The sequence below is a fragment of the Alteromonas hispanica genome (assembly GCF_010500915.1).
Lineage (GTDB): Bacteria > Pseudomonadota > Gammaproteobacteria > Enterobacterales > Alteromonadaceae > Alteromonas > Alteromonas hispanica.
Genome location: NZ_JAAAWP010000007.1, coordinates 103,507 through 120,813 on the forward strand (window position 1 = coordinate 103,507; position 17,307 = coordinate 120,813).

Annotated in this window: 16 protein-coding genes; 11 read left to right on the forward strand and 5 right to left on the reverse strand. The window is 44.2% G+C overall.

What is annotated here, in order from left to right:
- Window positions 1-18: 18 nt before the first annotated feature.
- A complete protein-coding gene (locus tag GTW09_RS12060; RefSeq protein WP_163112089.1) occupies window positions 19-1,554 on the forward strand; it encodes a BCCT family transporter in 1,536 nt (511 codons plus the stop codon).
- 107 nt (window positions 1,555-1,661) lie between these two features.
- On the opposite strand, the gene GTW09_RS12065 is transcribed toward GTW09_RS12060, so the two are convergent.
- Together GTW09_RS12065 and GTW09_RS12070 are read right to left on the reverse strand one after the other, a co-directional pair.
- Window positions 1,662-2,837 carry a saccharopine dehydrogenase family protein gene (locus GTW09_RS12065; RefSeq protein WP_163112090.1) on the reverse strand — a complete coding sequence of 392 codons (1,176 nt, stop codon included), beginning with the start codon at window positions 2,835-2,837 and terminating at the stop codon, window positions 1,662-1,664.
- A 168-nt stretch (window positions 2,838-3,005) separates the two neighbouring features.
- Window positions 3,006-4,208: an aminotransferase class I/II-fold pyridoxal phosphate-dependent enzyme gene (locus GTW09_RS12070; protein WP_163112091.1), complete on the reverse strand. Its 1,203-nt coding sequence runs from the start codon at window positions 4,206-4,208 to the stop codon at window positions 3,006-3,008.
- A gap of 330 nt (window positions 4,209-4,538) precedes the next feature.
- Here GTW09_RS12070 and GTW09_RS12075 point away from each other — a divergent pair, with 330 nt between their 5' ends.
- Window positions 4,539-6,902: a zinc-dependent metalloprotease gene (locus GTW09_RS12075; protein ID WP_239059382.1), complete on the forward strand. Its 2,364-nt coding sequence runs from the start codon at window positions 4,539-4,541 to the stop codon at window positions 6,900-6,902.
- Window positions 6,903-7,123: 221 nt separating this feature from the next.
- Window positions 7,124-8,281 (forward strand): M14 family metallopeptidase, encoded by a 1,158-nt coding sequence (locus GTW09_RS12080; protein ID WP_163112093.1) that lies wholly within the window; start codon window positions 7,124-7,126, stop codon window positions 8,279-8,281.
- A gap of 21 nt (window positions 8,282-8,302) precedes the next feature.
- Here the strand turns inward: GTW09_RS12080 and GTW09_RS12085 are convergent, their stop codons facing one another.
- Window positions 8,303-8,497, reverse strand: a complete 195-nt coding sequence (locus tag GTW09_RS12085) for a hypothetical protein (RefSeq protein WP_163112094.1) — start codon at window positions 8,495-8,497, stop codon at window positions 8,303-8,305.
- A complete protein-coding gene (locus GTW09_RS12090; RefSeq protein ID WP_163112095.1) occupies window positions 8,469-8,786 on the reverse strand; it encodes a DUF2834 domain-containing protein in 318 nt (105 codons plus the stop codon). The genes GTW09_RS12085 and GTW09_RS12090 overlap by 29 nt, the downstream gene beginning before the upstream one ends.
- A 144-nt stretch (window positions 8,787-8,930) precedes the next feature.
- Between GTW09_RS12090 and GTW09_RS12095 the strand changes: the two genes are divergently transcribed.
- The 4 genes from GTW09_RS12095 to GTW09_RS12110 all read left to right on the forward strand — a co-directional run bounded on the left by GTW09_RS12095 (window position 8,931) and on the right by GTW09_RS12110 (window position 14,556).
- Window positions 8,931-9,743, forward strand: a complete 813-nt coding sequence (locus tag GTW09_RS12095; RefSeq protein ID WP_163112096.1) for a helix-turn-helix transcriptional regulator — start codon at window positions 8,931-8,933, stop codon at window positions 9,741-9,743.
- Window positions 9,744-9,810: 67 nt separating this feature from the next.
- A complete protein-coding gene (locus GTW09_RS12100; RefSeq protein ID WP_163112097.1) occupies window positions 9,811-10,227 on the forward strand; it encodes a hypothetical protein in 417 nt (138 codons plus the stop codon).
- 401 nt (window positions 10,228-10,628) lie between these two features.
- On the forward strand, window positions 10,629-11,678 hold the full coding sequence (locus GTW09_RS12105) for an ADP-ribosylglycohydrolase family protein (protein WP_239059383.1): 1,050 nt from the start codon (window positions 10,629-10,631) through the stop codon (window positions 11,676-11,678).
- A gap of 283 nt (window positions 11,679-11,961) precedes the next feature.
- Window positions 11,962-14,556 carry a zinc-dependent metalloprotease gene (locus GTW09_RS12110; RefSeq protein WP_163112098.1) on the forward strand — a complete coding sequence of 865 codons (2,595 nt, stop codon included), beginning with the start codon at window positions 11,962-11,964 and terminating at the stop codon, window positions 14,554-14,556.
- A gap of 65 nt (window positions 14,557-14,621) precedes the next feature.
- Here GTW09_RS12110 and GTW09_RS12115 read toward each other — a convergent pair whose 3' ends face one another.
- Window positions 14,622-15,377 (reverse strand): HesA/MoeB/ThiF family protein, encoded by a 756-nt coding sequence (locus tag GTW09_RS12115; protein WP_163112099.1) that lies wholly within the window; start codon window positions 15,375-15,377, stop codon window positions 14,622-14,624.
- Between the two features lie 139 nt (window positions 15,378-15,516).
- On the opposite strand from GTW09_RS12115, the gene moaB reads away from it, so the two are divergent.
- The 4 genes from moaB (at window position 15,517) to GTW09_RS12135 (ending at window position 17,306) form a co-directional block, all read left to right on the forward strand.
- Window positions 15,517-16,023, forward strand: coding sequence for a molybdenum cofactor biosynthesis protein B (gene moaB / locus GTW09_RS12120; protein WP_071979846.1), 507 nt, complete (start codon window positions 15,517-15,519; stop codon window positions 16,021-16,023).
- Window positions 16,020-16,508, forward strand: coding sequence for a cyclic pyranopterin monophosphate synthase MoaC (gene moaC, locus GTW09_RS12125; protein ID WP_163112100.1), 489 nt, complete (start codon window positions 16,020-16,022; stop codon window positions 16,506-16,508). Before moaB ends, moaC begins: the two co-directional genes overlap by 4 nt.
- 85 nt (window positions 16,509-16,593) lie before the next feature.
- Complete coding sequence (locus tag GTW09_RS12130; RefSeq protein WP_232230475.1) at window positions 16,594-16,830, forward strand: MoaD/ThiS family protein; 237 nt, start codon at window positions 16,594-16,596, stop codon at window positions 16,828-16,830.
- Between the two features lie 2 nt (window positions 16,831-16,832).
- Complete coding sequence (locus GTW09_RS12135) at window positions 16,833-17,306, forward strand: molybdenum cofactor biosynthesis protein MoaE (protein ID WP_163112101.1); 474 nt, start codon at window positions 16,833-16,835, stop codon at window positions 17,304-17,306.
- Window position 17,307: the final 1 nt, after the last annotated feature.

A 17,307-nucleotide genomic window follows, 5' to 3' on the forward strand; every position in this document is an offset into this window, starting at 1 on the left:
AGGCGCTTCACAGATAGCATGAATTTTGAAAATAATGTAAACCCTAGACCTAAAATAAACATTCCGCTTTTCGCTATTACTGCGGGCTTTATTACCCTGTTTTGTCTAATGGCATTGATAGATGTTAAAACACTCGCTCAATGGGTAGACAGCAGTTTTGATTGGTCGGTAAGGCATTTTGGGCTGTACTGGCAGTTGCTTTTACTTGCCACGTTTTTAATTGGCATTGTAATGGCCTGCATGCCTGGGGCTCGCTCAGTCATGGGGAATATAGACAAGCCCGAGTTCTCAAACTTTCAGTGGGGCTCCATGATCATGAGTACGCTGCTAGCCGGCGGCGGTGTATTTTGGGCTGCGGGCGAGCCCATGGCCCATTTCTTGAGCGTTCCTCCGGTATTTGGCGATGTCAAAGCGGGTACTGAAGAGGCCACCGTCTATGCGTTGGCGCAATCTTATCTTCATTGGGGGTTTCTCGCGTGGGCTATTTTAGGCAGTCTTACTACCATCATGTTAATGCACTATCACTATGAAAAAGGTTTACCATTAGCCCCTAGAACTCTGCTTTATCCGGTGTTCAAGCACCGGGCAATCGAAGGACCTATTGGTACAGTCACAGATGCGGTATGCATTATCGCAGTGGTTGCAGGAACCGTTGGGCCAATTGGCTTTCTGGGGTTACAAGTAAGCTATGGTTTAAACTCCTTGTTTGATATAGCCGATAATGCAACTACACAAACTATTGTGATTGGTGTACTTACGGTAATTTACGTTGCCTCGGCCATAACAGGTGTTACCAAAGGAATACAATTATTGAGTCGGCTAAATATGATTTTAGCGGTGGTTTTGCTGGCCTTTTTAATGATCTCCACCAGTGCGTTGGTGATTCTATCTAGCTTTTTCGATGCCTTAGTGATTCACGTTACAAACTTTTTTCAAATGGCGCTATACCGAGGAGACGCTGGCGTTTTTGGTGATGCAGGCTGGCTTGGCTGGTGGACAGTGTTTTTTTGGGGGTGGTTTATTGGCTACGGCCCTATGATGGCTATTTTCATTGCGCGTATAAGTAAGGGCCGTTCTATCCGCGCTATTATTTTCATGCTGTCTATCATTGCACCGCTTATTACTATGTTCTGGTTTACCATTGTTGGGGGAACTGGGCTGTCTTTAGAGTTATCTTCACCCGGCACTATCTCAACGGCATTTGAGGGCTTTAATCTGCCTGCGGCGTTGCTTGCTATTACACAGGCGCTGCCTCTAGGTGCCATTGTGTCGTTCATGTTTTTATTACTTACCATGACCTTTGTAGCCACCACAGGTGACTCTATGACTTATGTGTTGTCTGTATCTATGTCGAATTCCGACCAGCCAGCCACCTTTGTAAGGGTATTTTGGGGCATTGCAATGGGACTAATGGCAGCTATTCTTATCATGATTGGCTCTGGCGGTATCGATAAACTACAGGCATTTATTGTGGTGAGCGCTGTACCTGTATCGCTTATTTTACTTCCTTCGCTGTGGGATGCTCCGCGAATTGTAAAATCTAAAAAGCCGTGAAAACGGCTTGCGCCTTTCTCACGGCTTTAATGTATTTATGTTTCAGCGCCAGCGATATTGCTAATGCAAGTCGCTAGCACATCGGTCATCGCAAATGCGGGAAAACGTTACTTTTCAATGGTAAACGTAAGGCCTGCATTTGCTTCCAACCTGCTTATAAGGTGATCACCTAGCGCAGAGGCTGGCGTGAAAAACCCGCCTGAAAGGCTAACGTCTTTACACAAGCACAGCGCAGATTCGGAAATCATTTTACTGGTAGAACCATAGCCTGGGTCTTTGTCACCCTTAACTGATACAGCAAGCATATCGCCACTGGTTGCAGTGCCTACAAACATAACGTCATAAAAGCCGTTTTCACGCTCTTCTTTACTTGGGCCTTCTCCGGGTTTTGGGCCATCATCACTGGCTAACGATTTATCATTGGCTACGTGTTTGGCCATCGCTTCACCTTTTTCACCCGGTCCGGTCATTAGCATTTCATCGTATTTGAAAGCTTTGCCATATGCATAGTTGCTAAGATAGTTAGCGCGGTGAACATTTTTCGTATTGATGGCAGCCATGATAAAAGGTGCTACCCAGGTCCCTAACTCTTCATCGAAATAGGGCTTATTGCCATCTGGCTGCTCTGTAGCCACATTGGTGTCGGCAAGTGAAAAAGGATTGATAAGTGCAGCCATTATTGATTTGTCTTTTTTCGCTGCAACCATGGTGGCCTTTAGGCTAGCAGCAGTGCCGCCAGAAAAGGTTCCCTGCATCTTGCGTACTCGGCCTTTCACATATTCAATCGGGTTACCAGTTTGTTTTTTAGCGTGTTGCTGAAGGTAATGCACACCAAGGTCGAAAGGTACAGAGTCGAAGCCACATGAAAAGACGATGTTTGCGCCTGTCTCTTTTGCTTTATCATTGTACTTATTGATCATTTGGTGCATCCACGCTGGTTCACCGCATAAGTCTGTATATCCGGTGCCGTTATCAACACAGGCAGAGAGCAGTTTTTCACCGTAAATTTGATATGGGCCAACAGTGGTGAGTACAACTTGTGTTCTTTGTGCAAGGGCGTTTAATGCCGTTTCGTCATCGCCGTCTGCAACAATGGTTTCAATTTCATCACTAATACCTAACTCTTGCTTTACATCGTTGAGTTTTTGCTCGTTCCGACCCGCAATGGCCCACTTAACGCTACTGTCGTTTCCGTATTGTGACTGGAAATATTCTGCAACTAACTTTCCTGTAAACCCTGTGGCACCAAAAATAACCACATCAAAATCTCGTTCAATACTCATAATTGCGTCCTGTTGTCTGATAGTTCTAATTTCTGTAACTCAAATATACCTATCTCGTACTCGTACCATTATTTTTTTGCATAATATTTGTATATTCATGAAACCGCTGAACCGTTTTCTTACCAATTTAGCGACAGCTTATTAAGCGAAAGATTCTTTAGCAAAAGATCATTCAGCAGCAGAGCACTCAGCGACAAATCGCGCCAGTCTCTCAAGCCCCTTAATTAAGTCACTTTCATTAGTGGCAAACGATAAACGAACATAGTTGTCTGCGTTATGCTCTCCAAAATCGTTACCCGGAGTTAGAGCGACATGGTATTTCTCTAATAATTTGTCGCAAAACTCGATAGCTGTAAGACCGGTTATTTGAATGTTGATATACGCATAAAAGGCACCGTCTGGATTAGCATCAACAGGTAGTCCCATAGTGGTTAATGCTGAAAATACCAAGCTGGCCCGTTTGCTCAGTGTTTGTCTATTTTCCTCACATTGCGCCAGTGCCTCTGGCGTAAAGCACGCAAGCGCTGCCTTTTGAGAGAGTGTAGATGGGCATATAAAAAGATTTTGAGCTAGTCGCTCTACAATGGCGGTCATTTCTGCTGGCACTACACACCAGCCTAGGCGCCAACCCGTCATACCAAAATATTTAGAAAAGCTATTTATCACAATGACGGTATCTTGTAACTGCGCATTTTTCAGCACAGTGGTGGCTGCGTTGATGTCACTGTTATCTTCATTGTTTAAAAGTAAATCTAAATAGATTTCATCGACAATTAAAAAGCCATTGCGCTGCTTACACAGCTGACCAATTGCAAGCAGTTCAGCAGCATCAATTGCCGTTCCAGTGGGGTTTGCCGGCGTAGCAATGAGTACGCCCTTAGTATTTTGTGACCAGTGCTTTTCAACATCGTTGGCGGTAAGTTGAAAATTATGTTCGCTCACCGTTGGCACTAAACTAACGTCGGCACCAAAGGCATTAAGGAAGCGTCGGTTACAAGGGTAAGAAGGGTCTCCCAAAATTACGTTATCGCCAGGCTCAACTAATGCCGCGCTAGCTAACAGCAACGCGGCGCTTGCGCCTGCGGTTACAACAATACGGCTAGGCTCAATATCGATTTTGTGTTTTTGGTGATAAAAATTTGCGATGGCGGCCCGCAACTCTGGTGTGCCTAATGCCGAAGTGTACGGATAGTGTGGGGCGTCTAATGAAGATTTCATCGCTTCTATAACTGGTTTAGGGGCACCAAAATCGGGTTCTCCTAAGTTAAGGCGTATAACATCGTGGCCATTCTCTAGCAGAGCCGTTGCTTTTTCACCGTAAGCCATGGCGAGGAAGGGGGAAATGGCAGTTGCTCGATTAGTAAATTTCAAAATACAAACCTTAGTGTGGGAAGCAATAAGCTATTGCTTGAAAAAAATTCCATACGATACCAGCACGTTACCAAAAGCCGACAATCTCTTACAGTCTTTTGCTTATTCCCGCAGTGTGATGGGGTGTGATTTCAGTCTATTCAACAAATCGTCGTATTTTTGCGACCGCGATGATAGGCAAAGATAGGCAAACAGGATTGCTTGGGGTAGGCTAACCTAAAGCACCCACTCAGAAGGAATTTACAAATGCAGCGTTCCACTTGGTTTAAAAAGTACAAGCAACGCGTACTTTCTATCAGACAACCCCTCACAATTTTGTTTGCGCTTTTAATGACAAGCTCTTCACTGGCTTGGGCTGCTGTGCCCAGTATTAGTGAATTTACTCAGGGGATGACGAAAAAAAGTGGTTTAATACCCATGTATTATGATGATACTGCGGGAAAGGTATTCTTGGCTATTCCGGCATCTGATGAACAATATCTGTTCCAGAGTAGTCTGCCTTACGGTGTTGGTTCCAACGATATTGGGTTAGATAGAGGGCAGCTAGGCCGCACGCGACTCGTTTCTTTTGAGCGCTTTGGTAATAAGTTAATGCTTACCCAGCACAATACTAAATACCGTGCAGCACATGGCTCTGCCGCTGAAAAGCAAAGTATCAACGAAGCCTTTGCAAGTTCTGTTATCGCGGGTTTTACTATAGTGGCAAAAAACGATGCCACGAACCTGATTGATTACACCGATTATTTGCTAAGTGATGTTCACGGCATAGGCAATCGTTTGTCTGGGCGTGATCAAGGCAGCTATAGCGTTGATAAAATGCGAAGTGGTGTTTACCTGCCTCGCACAAAAGGTTTTGAAAAAAACACAGAGCTTGAAGCACTGGTAACATTTAAAGGGAAGAACCCGGGGGGCTATGTTCAGCAGGTCACTCCAGATGCCGAAAGCTTAAGTGTTCATTTACATCATTCATTTGTAGCTCTGCCTGAACCAGGATATACCCCTCGCGTTTATCACCCGTACTCGGGCTATTGGAAATTCAATTATTACGATTATTCCACTGCTATTACGGAGGCAACAGAGCAGCGATTTATTACTCGCCACCGCTTAGAAAAGAAAACTCCCCACGCAGCAATGAGCGAAGCGATAGAGCCTATTGTTTACTATTTAGATCCGGGTATTCCCGAGCCGGTAATGTCTTCGCTTAAAGAAGGAGCAAGTTGGTGGAATCAGGCTTTCGAAGCTGCCGGTTTTAAAAACGCATTTCAGGTTAAAGTGTTGCCTGAAGGTGCAGACCCCATGGACGTGCGCTATAACGTTATAAACTGGGTCCACAGAGCAACACGAGGATGGTCTTATGGTTCGTCTGTCGTTGACCCAAGAACTGGCGAAATTATAAAAGGCCACGTTACGCTAGGCTCGCTTAGGGTGCGACAAGACTATTTAATAGCGCTTGGACTCACTAGCCCGTTTACTGACGGCAATGCCGACACAAGCGCCCAGCAAGAAATGGCGCTAGACAGAATAAAACAGCTTTCAGCTCATGAAGTAGGGCATACATTGGGAATTGCTCATAACTTTGCAGCCAGTGAAAACAGCCGCGCCTCGGTTATGGACTATCCACACCCGCGCATAACGCTAGTCGATGGTAATATAAGTTTGGAAAACGCCTATGACAAAGGAATAGGTGATTGGGATAAACATGCAGTAACCTATGGCTACGCCACCTTTGCAAACGATAAGGAAGAGGTCGAGGCGTTATCAAAAATTATTGTTAAGGCTAGAAACGCTGGCTTAGCCTTTAAATCTGATTCAGATACACGCAGCTCTCGTCATGGTTCAGCAAATGGGCACATGTGGGAAAATGGTGACGACCCGCTAGATGCTTTCGATGATATTTCTAATATTCGCAATGTGGCGCTGAAAAACCTCGGCATCAACACGCTAGCGGAGAATGCCAGTTTATCCTCACTTGAAAATAGCTTAGTGCCTATTTATTTGCTTCACAGGTACCAGCTAGAAGCTGTTGCTAAGCAGGTAGGTGGTTTGCATTATGAATATGAACGAAAGGGGGATTATGTCACACCACAAGGCCAGACATTTGTGGCGCCTCAGGTACAACAGCGTGCAATGCAGCAGTTAATTAAGGCCTCTACTACAAGCTACTTGGCGATGCCAGATAGCGTGTTATCGCTTATTCCTCCTACGGCTTATGGTGATGATGTTACCCGAGAGCAGTTTAAGGGCAAGATGGGACTAATGTTAGATCCGGTTTCAGCTGCTGCTTCGGCTGCTGACTTTTCGCTGTCACTTTTGCTTCACCCTGAGCGTTTAAACCGTTTAGAGTGGCAAGCAACAAGTAGCAAAGACAGACGCAAAAAAGTAGGTGTTAAGTTACTGCTTAAACAAATACTCAATGTTCATTGGTACAAAAACGACAGCGACGGCCCATTAGCTAAACGCCTGCAATTAGTTGCGCTTAATGCCATCATGAAGGCAGTAACTAACGACAGTCTTGCCCCTGAAGTTAAATTGGCGGCTGACGAAACTCTTCTGGAGTTTGCTGAGTGGCTAGACGACAACGCAGACGATGATAAGTATGAAATTCTGCATGGCTATTTTGATACTTACTTCGCTAGTGGCTCTTGGCCTGCAGCGTTTGAAGTAATGCCATTGCCGCCGGGCTCTCCTATTTAAGCAAGGTGCTAAACTGAGACGGCGAAAAATCGGCCGCACACACTATTATGTAATTGCACAGGTTAAAACCGCTTTTGTTATCAAGGGCGGTTTTTTTATACCTGTGCGGACGGGCATAAAGCCAGTTTAGGTACAGTCTCAATAGCAACAAATGTATATAGTTGAAAAATACTGCTTTGTTGATACTCTTCGTCCCATATTATTAAGTTATAGAAGTGAATATGTCGCTAAACCAATTTCATTCAACAAAGCATCAGTCTGAAAAAGTACAGCTAAAAAAAGATTATTTAGTTGTGGCTCAAAATGCGTCAGGCCGTAATTTAAACGTACCTATTTATACGTTTACCGGCAGCAAACCGGGACCTACGGTTTACATACAGTCTTCTATCCACGGGGCCGAGGTTCAAGGCAACGTAGTGATTTATCACTTAATAAAAACGCTTAAAGACACTGAAATAAAGGGTAAAGTAATACTTGTACCCAACTGTAATCCCGTGGGAACGAATATAAAGTCTGGCGAGTACACGCTTGGTCGCTTTGACCCAGTAAACGGCACCAATTGGAACCGCGGTTACTTTTATGATCAGCAGGCCGTAGAACAATTCGCTAAAACCGTGACCCCGGAAGAGCCTGTTGAGGTTATTAAACAGCGGTTTCGCGCTCATTTATTGGCGTCTATTGCTAACAAACTGGCTGAGCCTTGGGGGCTTGGACTTGCACAACAGCTGAATTTGAAACTTCAGCAGCTAGCGGTAAATGCAGACTACGTGTTGGACTTACACAATGGCCCTGTGTCTACTAGACACATCTATGTTCCTGAATATGCCAAAGATAGCGCCCGTTTGTTTAATATTCCGCACAATATTTTTATTCCAAATGTGTTCGCGGGTGCCTTAGACGAAGCAACGTTTTGCCCGTGGTGGACATTACATGACTCAGTAAAGCAGCATCTTGGCCGCGACATACAGTTTGATGTAGAAGCATTTACTCTTGAAATGGGCAGCCAAGAGGTTATTAACTTTGATGAGGGGCTTGTAGACGCTATCAGCATTTTAAGTTATCTCAATCAAAAAGGTGTGTTGTTAAATAGCGATTTTTCACCAGCTGAAATGGTGCGTTTAGGCGTATATTTGAAAGATTATAAGACGTTATATACTGATTTTGGCGGAATGGTGGAATACATCGCCAAACCGGGACAAAAAGTAAAGAAAGGCGAGGCACTGGCACAGGTCCTTAATATTGACGAGTTAGACAACAGTAATGGAAGTAGGGTGCTTTATGCCCCGTGCGACCTTATTCCTATGCTTAACTTCCCATCTGCATCGGCTCTAAGCGGTACTCAGCTATTTAAATGTTTTACTAACTACTTTGAGCTTTAGCGAAAAACCTGACGGGGTTGCTTAGTAACAAAACCCGTCGGGGAGAGCAAAAGGCACTCGCACCGATGCTTTGGGTTGCGGCTTAATAGGAGATTTATCCCCTTTAAGCTCAGCCAAACCCACTGCAATGGCTTTGTCGAGTTGAGGGTCTTCGCCTTTTACTGTTTTGTTGGTCCATTGCCCCACATCAATGTCTAGATTGATGTCTGGTGCCATTTTTTATGGTGTCAGTTTCTGTAGCCAAATATAGTAAGGGGCCAATTGAACCCATGCAAATGGTTGCAATTACCCACGGCCAAGGGTTTCGATTATTTTTTCTCGCATCTGGAATTAGCCAGATTAAAACGATGATGAGCGCTACAACTAAGTCAGTAAAAACTTGCCAACCCGCTGGGCTACGCAAATGGTAGGTAAAAATTTCGACAATTCCTACTCGAACTACCGCATAAGCAGTGAGTATCGAAAAAGGAATTAACAGTGTAATTGCAACAGTTTTACGAGACATACGTGTACCTTATTTGGAACAACTGATGGTGTAAAATGTTAACTCCTTGTGTACTGAAATCAATAACCTCGCAGGTTATAGACATAACGCATCCTTTGATAGAACATAAAAACGAACTTTCCATTTACCAAAATGAGTTAACAATTGATTTTAACGTTAGGAACTGAGCTGATACGCTGGCGCAATCACCGTAACTTGTCTCAATTAGCGCTCGCAAACGAAGCCAACGTGTCGCAGCGCCATATTAGCTATATCGAAAACGGTCGTTCGAAGCCAAGCCGTGAGATGTTGATGCGATTATGTGAAGCTATGTTTATCCCTTTACGTGAGAGAAATAGCTTGTTGGCACTAGCTGGATTTTCAGCTGCTTATCAAGAGACAGGGTTAGATGAACCTGTAATGCGACCTCTTCTCGATGCCTTGGAAAGCATGTTACAAACTCATAACCCTCTGCCAGCGCTTGCTGTGGACCGATTCTGGAATATAGTAAAACAAAATTCGGCGAGTAATATCTTCTTTGCAAGGCTTTTTGATACTGAGGAAATTAAATTAATTAACAGACAGGAGGGTGTTGTAAATTTGGCGCTGTTGACGATGCATCCTCAAGGGCTTAGGCAGTATATAAAAAACTGGGATGAAGTTTATCCGTTATTCGTTACGCGTTTGAGTAACGAAGTCAACTCGTCGGGAGACATTGAAGTTCGCCAAAAGCTGGCTTCATACCTAAAAATTTCAGAGCTTGCAACTAAGGATTTGGTTGACTTAAAAACTGGATTAATGCCAGTAGTGCCACTTAGACTTTGTGTTGATGGAAAAGAATTGAGCCTGTTTTCAATAATATCAACGGTGGGAACACCGCAAGATATCACTGCTGACGAGCTGCGCGTTGAATGCTTCTATCCGACGGATGAAAGTACCAGAGACTATTTCACTTGCGCTTCATTTAATGCGCAATAGAGTCGCCTTAGTCATTTGTTAATTACTTAGCCTGATTATTTTGAGCGGAATGTAACGGAGTGGTCCAGTGAAATTCAAACCCAGTTATTGGTACTATTTTATTTTTGCGTTATGTTTCGCCGGCTTTCAGTTTCTTGAAGACTCGATCAGAAAAAATTATATTGGTACTTCAGAGCTTGTAACCTATGTTTTAGGATTTATCCCGAACTTCTTACCCGCCATTGGGATACCGTGCTTACTTTACGCCGCTTTACCTCATTTGGTTGGCAAGAGTCGAACGCAGTTTATTGCGCCTAAAGCTCACATTTACGCGTTGATAGTGAGTCAATTTGGGCTTATTTCATGGGAGTGTGCACAGTTGTTACTGGACGGTGGAACTTTTGATATGCACGATATTCTCTGGACTATCATCGGTGGAGTGGCTTTTTATTCAATATGGTATCTCCATTCAGCAAGATATGGAGACGTCGCTAAATTCACTTAGGCAGGCGATATTGTATTCAACAAGTCTTACACAATTTTATTGGGGTTTGCACATAGCGATTGCTGTGAGGCGGCTGTCTGCCGACGGTTAACATTGGCTAATAATTAGCGTATTAGGGTTATTAACCACACTTCATTCGGCTAAAAAATTTACAAAGATCATTCTCTTTTACTCTGGCGTATATATTTAAAATCTAAAAACCGTTCAGTCTTCATACTTTCTTGCAATCATTTGAGTGAACGACAAAGAAAGTAGGGGGAAGAGGAGAATACGCCTTGAGTTCACATTTATCGAATTTAGAGACTGGAAGCAGTTCGCACGGCGAGGCAGCTAAAAGCCATGCGCCAAAGCATACGGAAAACCAAGTTGAAAGCCATGTAGAAAAACGTGCTGAAGCGGCATTGAAAAATGCATTTATTGGCGACGCTTTAGCCATGCCCGTGCATTGGTACTACAACCCAGCAGATATCTACAAAGCGTTTAAAGGCGGGATTACACAATTTGAGGATGCGCCGTCTTTTCATCCCTCCTCCATTATGTCCCTGCACTCGACAAGCGAAGGGGGACGAGCACGGTCGTCGAACAGCAATAAAAAGGAAATCGTTGGCGATGTTATCCTTAAGGGCAAACGCCAGTATTGGAAAGGGGCCAACCAGCATTACCATCAGGGCATGAAAGCAGGAGAAAACACGCTTAATGCACATTGCGCAAGAGTGATGTTGAGATGTTTGTCTGAGGGTTATCAGCGAGATGATTTCTTAGATAGCTATATCAGATTGCTTTGTGCATCAACACCTGCCCATCCTGACACCTATGCTGAATCGTATCATCGTGGATTTTTTGCCAACCTTGAGGCGGGAAGGCCTGCCCACAAATGCGGAGCAGTTACCCATGATACTGCCTCTATAGGTGGCTTCGTCACCATTGGTCCGCTGGCGCTTTGTTGTGCTAAACGAGGCGATGCACTAGAAGAGATACAAAAACTTTGCAGAGACCATCTAATGTTGACTCATCCAGATGATTCTCTGGCCATGGTGTGCGATTTCTATGTGGAACTTTTGTTTCGACTGCTGCATCGAGATGGTAAGCACCCCACAGACAGTGCAAAAGAAATATTAGAAGACATCGCCAGTCGCTCGATGGGGTTATCTTTACCCAAGCTTGTAGCCAAGAAAAAAAGCAATATAGAAGTAGTGGGACATCAGTATTCCCCCGCTTGCTACATATCTGGCGCGTGGCCAAGTATTTTGTACTTCGCATATCGCTATGCAGAAGACGGTAGAAAAGCATTGATAGCCAATACTAATGTAGGTGGAGATAACGTCCATCGTGGGTTTGTGCTAGGCACAATAATAGGGCTGATTACCGAAACGCCCATTTCTGCCCTCTATAGCAAATTATGCGATGAAAAGGAGTTAACTGCAGAAATTTCTAATGCGCTAAAACCATGAGCGCTAAAACCATTTGACTAAGTCATAACAGTTCGCTTTTTGTTTTTAAAATCTAAAGCATTGGTCATACCGGTTTTGTCTTTGCTTAGTTCTTACTTCAAACATTATCGAAGACACAATTTGCAACATTTTGCGCGTTAAACATACGGTTAAACAAGATAACTAGCAGAAATAACACCGCTTAATGTTACACACTATGAATGTTAAAAATTTGAAAACCCAAAATAAAAATAATAACTCAGGCAGTCGCTCTTGCATTAGGGCACTAACAACAGGAAAAGTTATGAGATTCAACAAAATCAAAAAGGCCTTAATGATGGGCCTGCTCGGCGTGTCTGTAATAAGTGTGCAGGTTCACGCTCAAGACGAGAAGCAAGATGCGAGTGAAGCATCAAAAGCTGAAGCATCTAAAGAAGAAAAAACATTTTCTCAGTTATTAGAAGATAAAACCCCATTTGAGGGTTATCTGCCGGTCTACCAAAATAGTGAAGATGGCTCGGCCCTTATGGTGATTGATGAAAGCCAGCTTAATAAACCTTTTTTATATTTTGCTAAAACCGTTGACGGGGTTGTAGACGCGGGTCATTACCGCGGTAGTTTTCGTCAGCATAGACTAATTGAAATGCGTCGGGTTTTTGATCGCATCGAAATTGTTGCTATGACTCCGCGATATTACTTCGACCCAGATACAGCAATTAGTAAGGCGGCAGACGCCAATATCAGCGAAGCGGTGTTGGTTTCGGCGAAAATTGTTAACGAGGAAGGCTCGCGCGTCGCTATAAAGCTTGATGAAGTAGTTGAGAATGAAAAACTTCATCGCATAGCGCCTATGCCTGCAACAAAGCCAGAGGTAGAGAAAAAGCGTTACAAATTAGGTAAGCTCAGCGCCGATAAAACTAAAATTGCGGCCATTGACAACTTTCCGGCTAATACCCACATTGTTGTAGATTACGTGTTTGAGAATGATACGCCGAAAGTACGCGGCGGTAACTACATCACCGACCCGCGATACACAACAATAAGTTTACAGCACGCTTTCATTGAATTGCCAGAAAATGACTTTAAGCCCCGTCGCGACGACCCGCGTATTGGCTACTTTGGCAAGCAATTTGACGATTTAACCACCGACCAAACTTTCATTGGCCGCGACGTAATCAACCGTTGGCACTTGGAAAAGAAAGATCCTACGGCAGAAGTATCAGATCCCGTTGAGCCTATTGTTTGGTGGATTGAAAATACAACTCCGTTAGAGTGGCGAGATACTATTCGTGACGCTACGTTGAGCTGGAATTCTGCATTTGAGAAAGCCGGTATTAGCAATGCTATTGAAGTGAAAATTCAGCCTGACGATGCAGATTGGAAAGCAGAAGATGTGCGTTATAACGTATTGCGTTGGACCTCTTCACCGCGACCACCGTTTGGTGGCTATGGGCCAAGCGTAGCTAATCCGTTAACGGGTCAAATCATCGCGTCAGACATTATGCTTGAGTACAGCTTTATGAAAGGGCGCTGGATAGCGGGAGAAATGTTCACTGATGGCGCAACGTCACTTGCGTCAGCAATGCCTGAATCCTTAAGTGATGAAGAAGCGCAGTATTGTTCGTTGGGGCATCAATTAAATGCAGGTCTGCTGTTTGGTCAATATGCTTCTTTAGCAAAGGGGATGGGGGATGTTGAAAAAGACAAGCTACTCCGTCAAGCAATGCATTACCTGATTTTACACGAAGTGGGCCACACACTAGGGCTTAATCACAATATGAAAGCTTCGCAATTGCATGGTCATGACGAAGCGCACAATGTTGAGGTTACTCAAGGGATCTTGGCTGGCTCTGTTATGGATTATCCGGCAGTTAACTTTGCGCCAGATGGTGTTGAGCAAGGGGACTTTTACACTGAAAAGCCAGGCCCCTACGACGATTGGGCCATTGAGTACGGTTACTCCATTGCATTAGACAATCCGGAAGCTGAAGAAGAGCGCTTGCAGGCTATTTTATCGCGCAGTGCCGAGCCAGAGTTAGCATTTGGCAACGACGCAGATGACATGCGTGCACCAGGGCGTCACCTCGACCCTCGTATCAATATATTTGATATGTCTGGCGATGCGGTTGAGTACGCACGAGATCGTTTCGATCTGGTTAAATCCACAGCAACTGAAATAAAGGATAAAACGCTGGCGGATAATCGCTCGCATAACGACCTAGCAGTTGGTGTTAACGCTGTATTTGGTGAGTTTGCACGTCAGGCTAGCGTGGTATCACGGTATGTAGGCGGCGTTTATGTCGACCGTACTTTTGTTGGGCAAGAGGGGTATGAGCAACCTTTTACACCGGTCCCTAAAGCGCTTCAGCGTAGAGCCATGGAAACCCTTAATGAGTATGTATTTGCACCAGATGCCATTGATACGATGGAACCTTTGTTCGCGTACATTCAGCGCCAGCGTCGTGGCTTCGACAACTTTGGTAAGAACGAAGATCCTAAACCCCATAAAATGCTTCTTGGGGCGCAGAAAAATGTGCTGAGTCACTTACTCCATCCTGCAGTTCAAATGCGTATGAGCGATACTGCATTGTATGGCAATGAATATAGCCTTGAGCAAATGATGGGAGAGTTAACCAAAGGTATTTTTGAAGCCGATATCAAGCGTGATGTAAATAGCTATCGTCGCAACTTGCAAACAGAATATGTTGAGCAGTTGATAAAAATTAGCGGCCTAGAAAAAGCCAGTGCTTATGATCACCTTGCCAAGGCTGCAGCGCTGTATGAGTTGAACAGGATTAAAGACATGGTAGATAACTCAAGAGGCGACAGAGCCAGTAAGGTACACAAATTTTATCTTACCGATAGGATTGAGCGAGCATTTTACAAAAGTAAAAGTTAAGCCTTCGCTATTTTAACGAAAAACAAACCGGTATTGTTGATTAACATTACCGGTTTTTTTACGCCCTAGTTACAAATTTCGCAGGTCTTATTATTGGGAAGTTGCCAGCGTTGCCATTCGTGGGTAAGTGCATCAAACGTGAGAAGTGTATTTAAGGGAATATCTTTGAATTCCATCATTATTTGCATTGCCAGCATCGCTTGGTAAGTGCCAATGATATTAGCAACGGGCGAAAATATCCCAGATTCAACGCAGCTTAAGTCAGGGGCAGTAAATAACTTTCTCAAGCATCCATAGCATTTGCTTTTACCCGGAATGGCCACAAACAATTGCCCTTCAAAGCGAATGGCAGCACCGGATACCAAGGGGGTGTTATTGGCATAGCACAAGGTGTTAATAAGGTCACGAGAGTCGGCATTATCAGTACAATCTAGCACAATGTCACAGCGTTTGATTAACGCCTCATGTTCTAAAGAAAATGCTTCTTCTATGGCATTAATAGCGCAATGAGAGTTCATTTTTACCAATTGCTCACGGGCTGCTTTCACCTTGCTTGAACCTGCCGAGGTTTCGTTAAACAGGGTTTGGCGATGCAGATTAGTCACGTCTACTTTATCAAAATCAACCAGCGTAATTTCGCCCACACCGCTCGCACATAGGCTCGTTGCCGCCGCGTTACCTAAACCGCCCATTCCAACAATAAGTACACGTGCGTTTAACAGTGACTCTTGTCCACCCAAGTCGATATTTGGGAGCACAATATGGCGGTTGTATCGCATAGCATCTTCGTTGGAAATTGTGTTACGGCTAATTTTAGGCATTGGTTAAGTTAACTTAAGTGTTGAATTCATGGCGCACACCCTTATAAAGTGTCTACTCATAAAATGATTGTACTAGTTGCACGTAATTCTACACTTTATCAAAACCAGACGAGATGTCGCACGCAAAATAGGATTTTATATGTCTGTTGTTAGCCAGCCGCTAAACATTGCCGTACTCACTATTTCAGATACCAGGTCGCTGGATAATGACAAATCTGGAGATTTTTTAACTCAGGCTCTCACTCAAGCGGGCCATTCGCTTGCCGACCGCGCTATAGTAAAAGACGATATCTATCAGCAGCGTGCAGTTGTGTCTGGTTGGATTGCCGATGCAAATATTCATGCAGTGTTGATAACCGGTGGTACGGGCTTTACTCATAGAGACTCAACGCCTGAAGCAATAAGCGTATTGTTTGATAAAGAAGTCGATGGCTTTGGTGAGCTATTTCGTCAGCTTAGCTATGAGGAGATAGGAACCTCTACTATCCAGTCGAGAGCGCTTGCAGGCTTTGCAAATAATACCGTAATATTTTGTTTACCGGGCTCTACTGGGGCTTGTCGTACCGGGTGGGAGAAAATTATTGCCAGCCAACTTAACGCAGACTTTAAACCCTGTAATTTTGTTAAACACCTGGTACAAGCATGACTACATCTGAAAATAAATTTAGCCATATCGATGCTGGCGGCCAGGCAAATATGGTTGATGTAAGTGACAAAAGTGAAACTAAGCGAGAAGCCGTTGCCGAAGGCTTTTTGTATGTAAACGATAGCGTTATTAAGCAAATCAGCGAAGCGAAGATAGCCAAAGGCGACGTGTTTGCTGTAGCACGGGTAGCCGGTATCCAGGGTGCAAAACGCTGTAGCGACCTCATTCCACTATGTCACCCGTTAGCTCTGTCGAAAGTTGACGTAGACTTCGAAATTCAAGCTTCGCAACAACGCATAAGAGCAAGCTGTTACTGTAAGCTCAGTGGAAAAACAGGCGTTGAAATGGAGGCGCTTACTGGCGTGAACGTTGCTCTACTCACCTTATTTGACATGTGTAAGGCCATCGATCCTGCCATGTATATGAATGGCGTGCGAGTTGTTGAGAAAAAAGGCGGAAAAACCGGTCATTGGACCTATCCATGATAAAAGCACTTCATGGTCTCGTGTTGAGCTTTTCGCTCAGTACTACTTTGCAATTTTTAGAGATAGCTCACTCATGCAGATAACAGTGAAAACATTCGCACAGACTCGCGAACTTTCAAAAACTCCTAGCTTACATCTTGAAATTGAAGAGGGCGAAACGGTAGCTAACGTTACATCGCGTTTAAAAAATATGGACAGCAACTGGGCGCTTGCCTTAGAGGGAAGTGTTTTGACCGCCCGAAATCAGCAGCTATGCGACAGTAAAACAGTACTGGGTGCCAACGATGAATTGGCCTACTTTCCGCCCGTCACGGGAGGCTAGGGGTGTTTTCTTTTATTCAAGAGCACGATTTCAACCAAGCTGAACTTTACACAAAACTTCAGCAAGATGCTCAGCACCGAGCACCAGGTAACACAGGCGCAATCGTAACGTTTACTGGTTTGGTTCGAGACTTTAATATGGCTGGGGACATTGATGGTATAACGCTGGAGCATTACCCAGAAATGACAAAGAAAGCGCTTGATCTGTTAGTAGAAAAAGCAGTTACTCGATTTTCTCTAACAAGTGCCGCGGCTGTTCACAGAGTGGGGCGAATTTATAATAACGAGCAAATAGTTTGGGTGGGTTGTGCTGGAGCTCACCGACAAGAGGCGTTCGATGGGGCCTGTTTTTTGATGGATATGCTAAAACAATCGGTTCCTCTTTGGAAAAAAGAGTTCAAGGGCAACACATCGAAATGGGTAGAGGCAAAGCGCTCTGACGATGCTGCCGCTTTAAAATGGATGACTAAACCTTGAT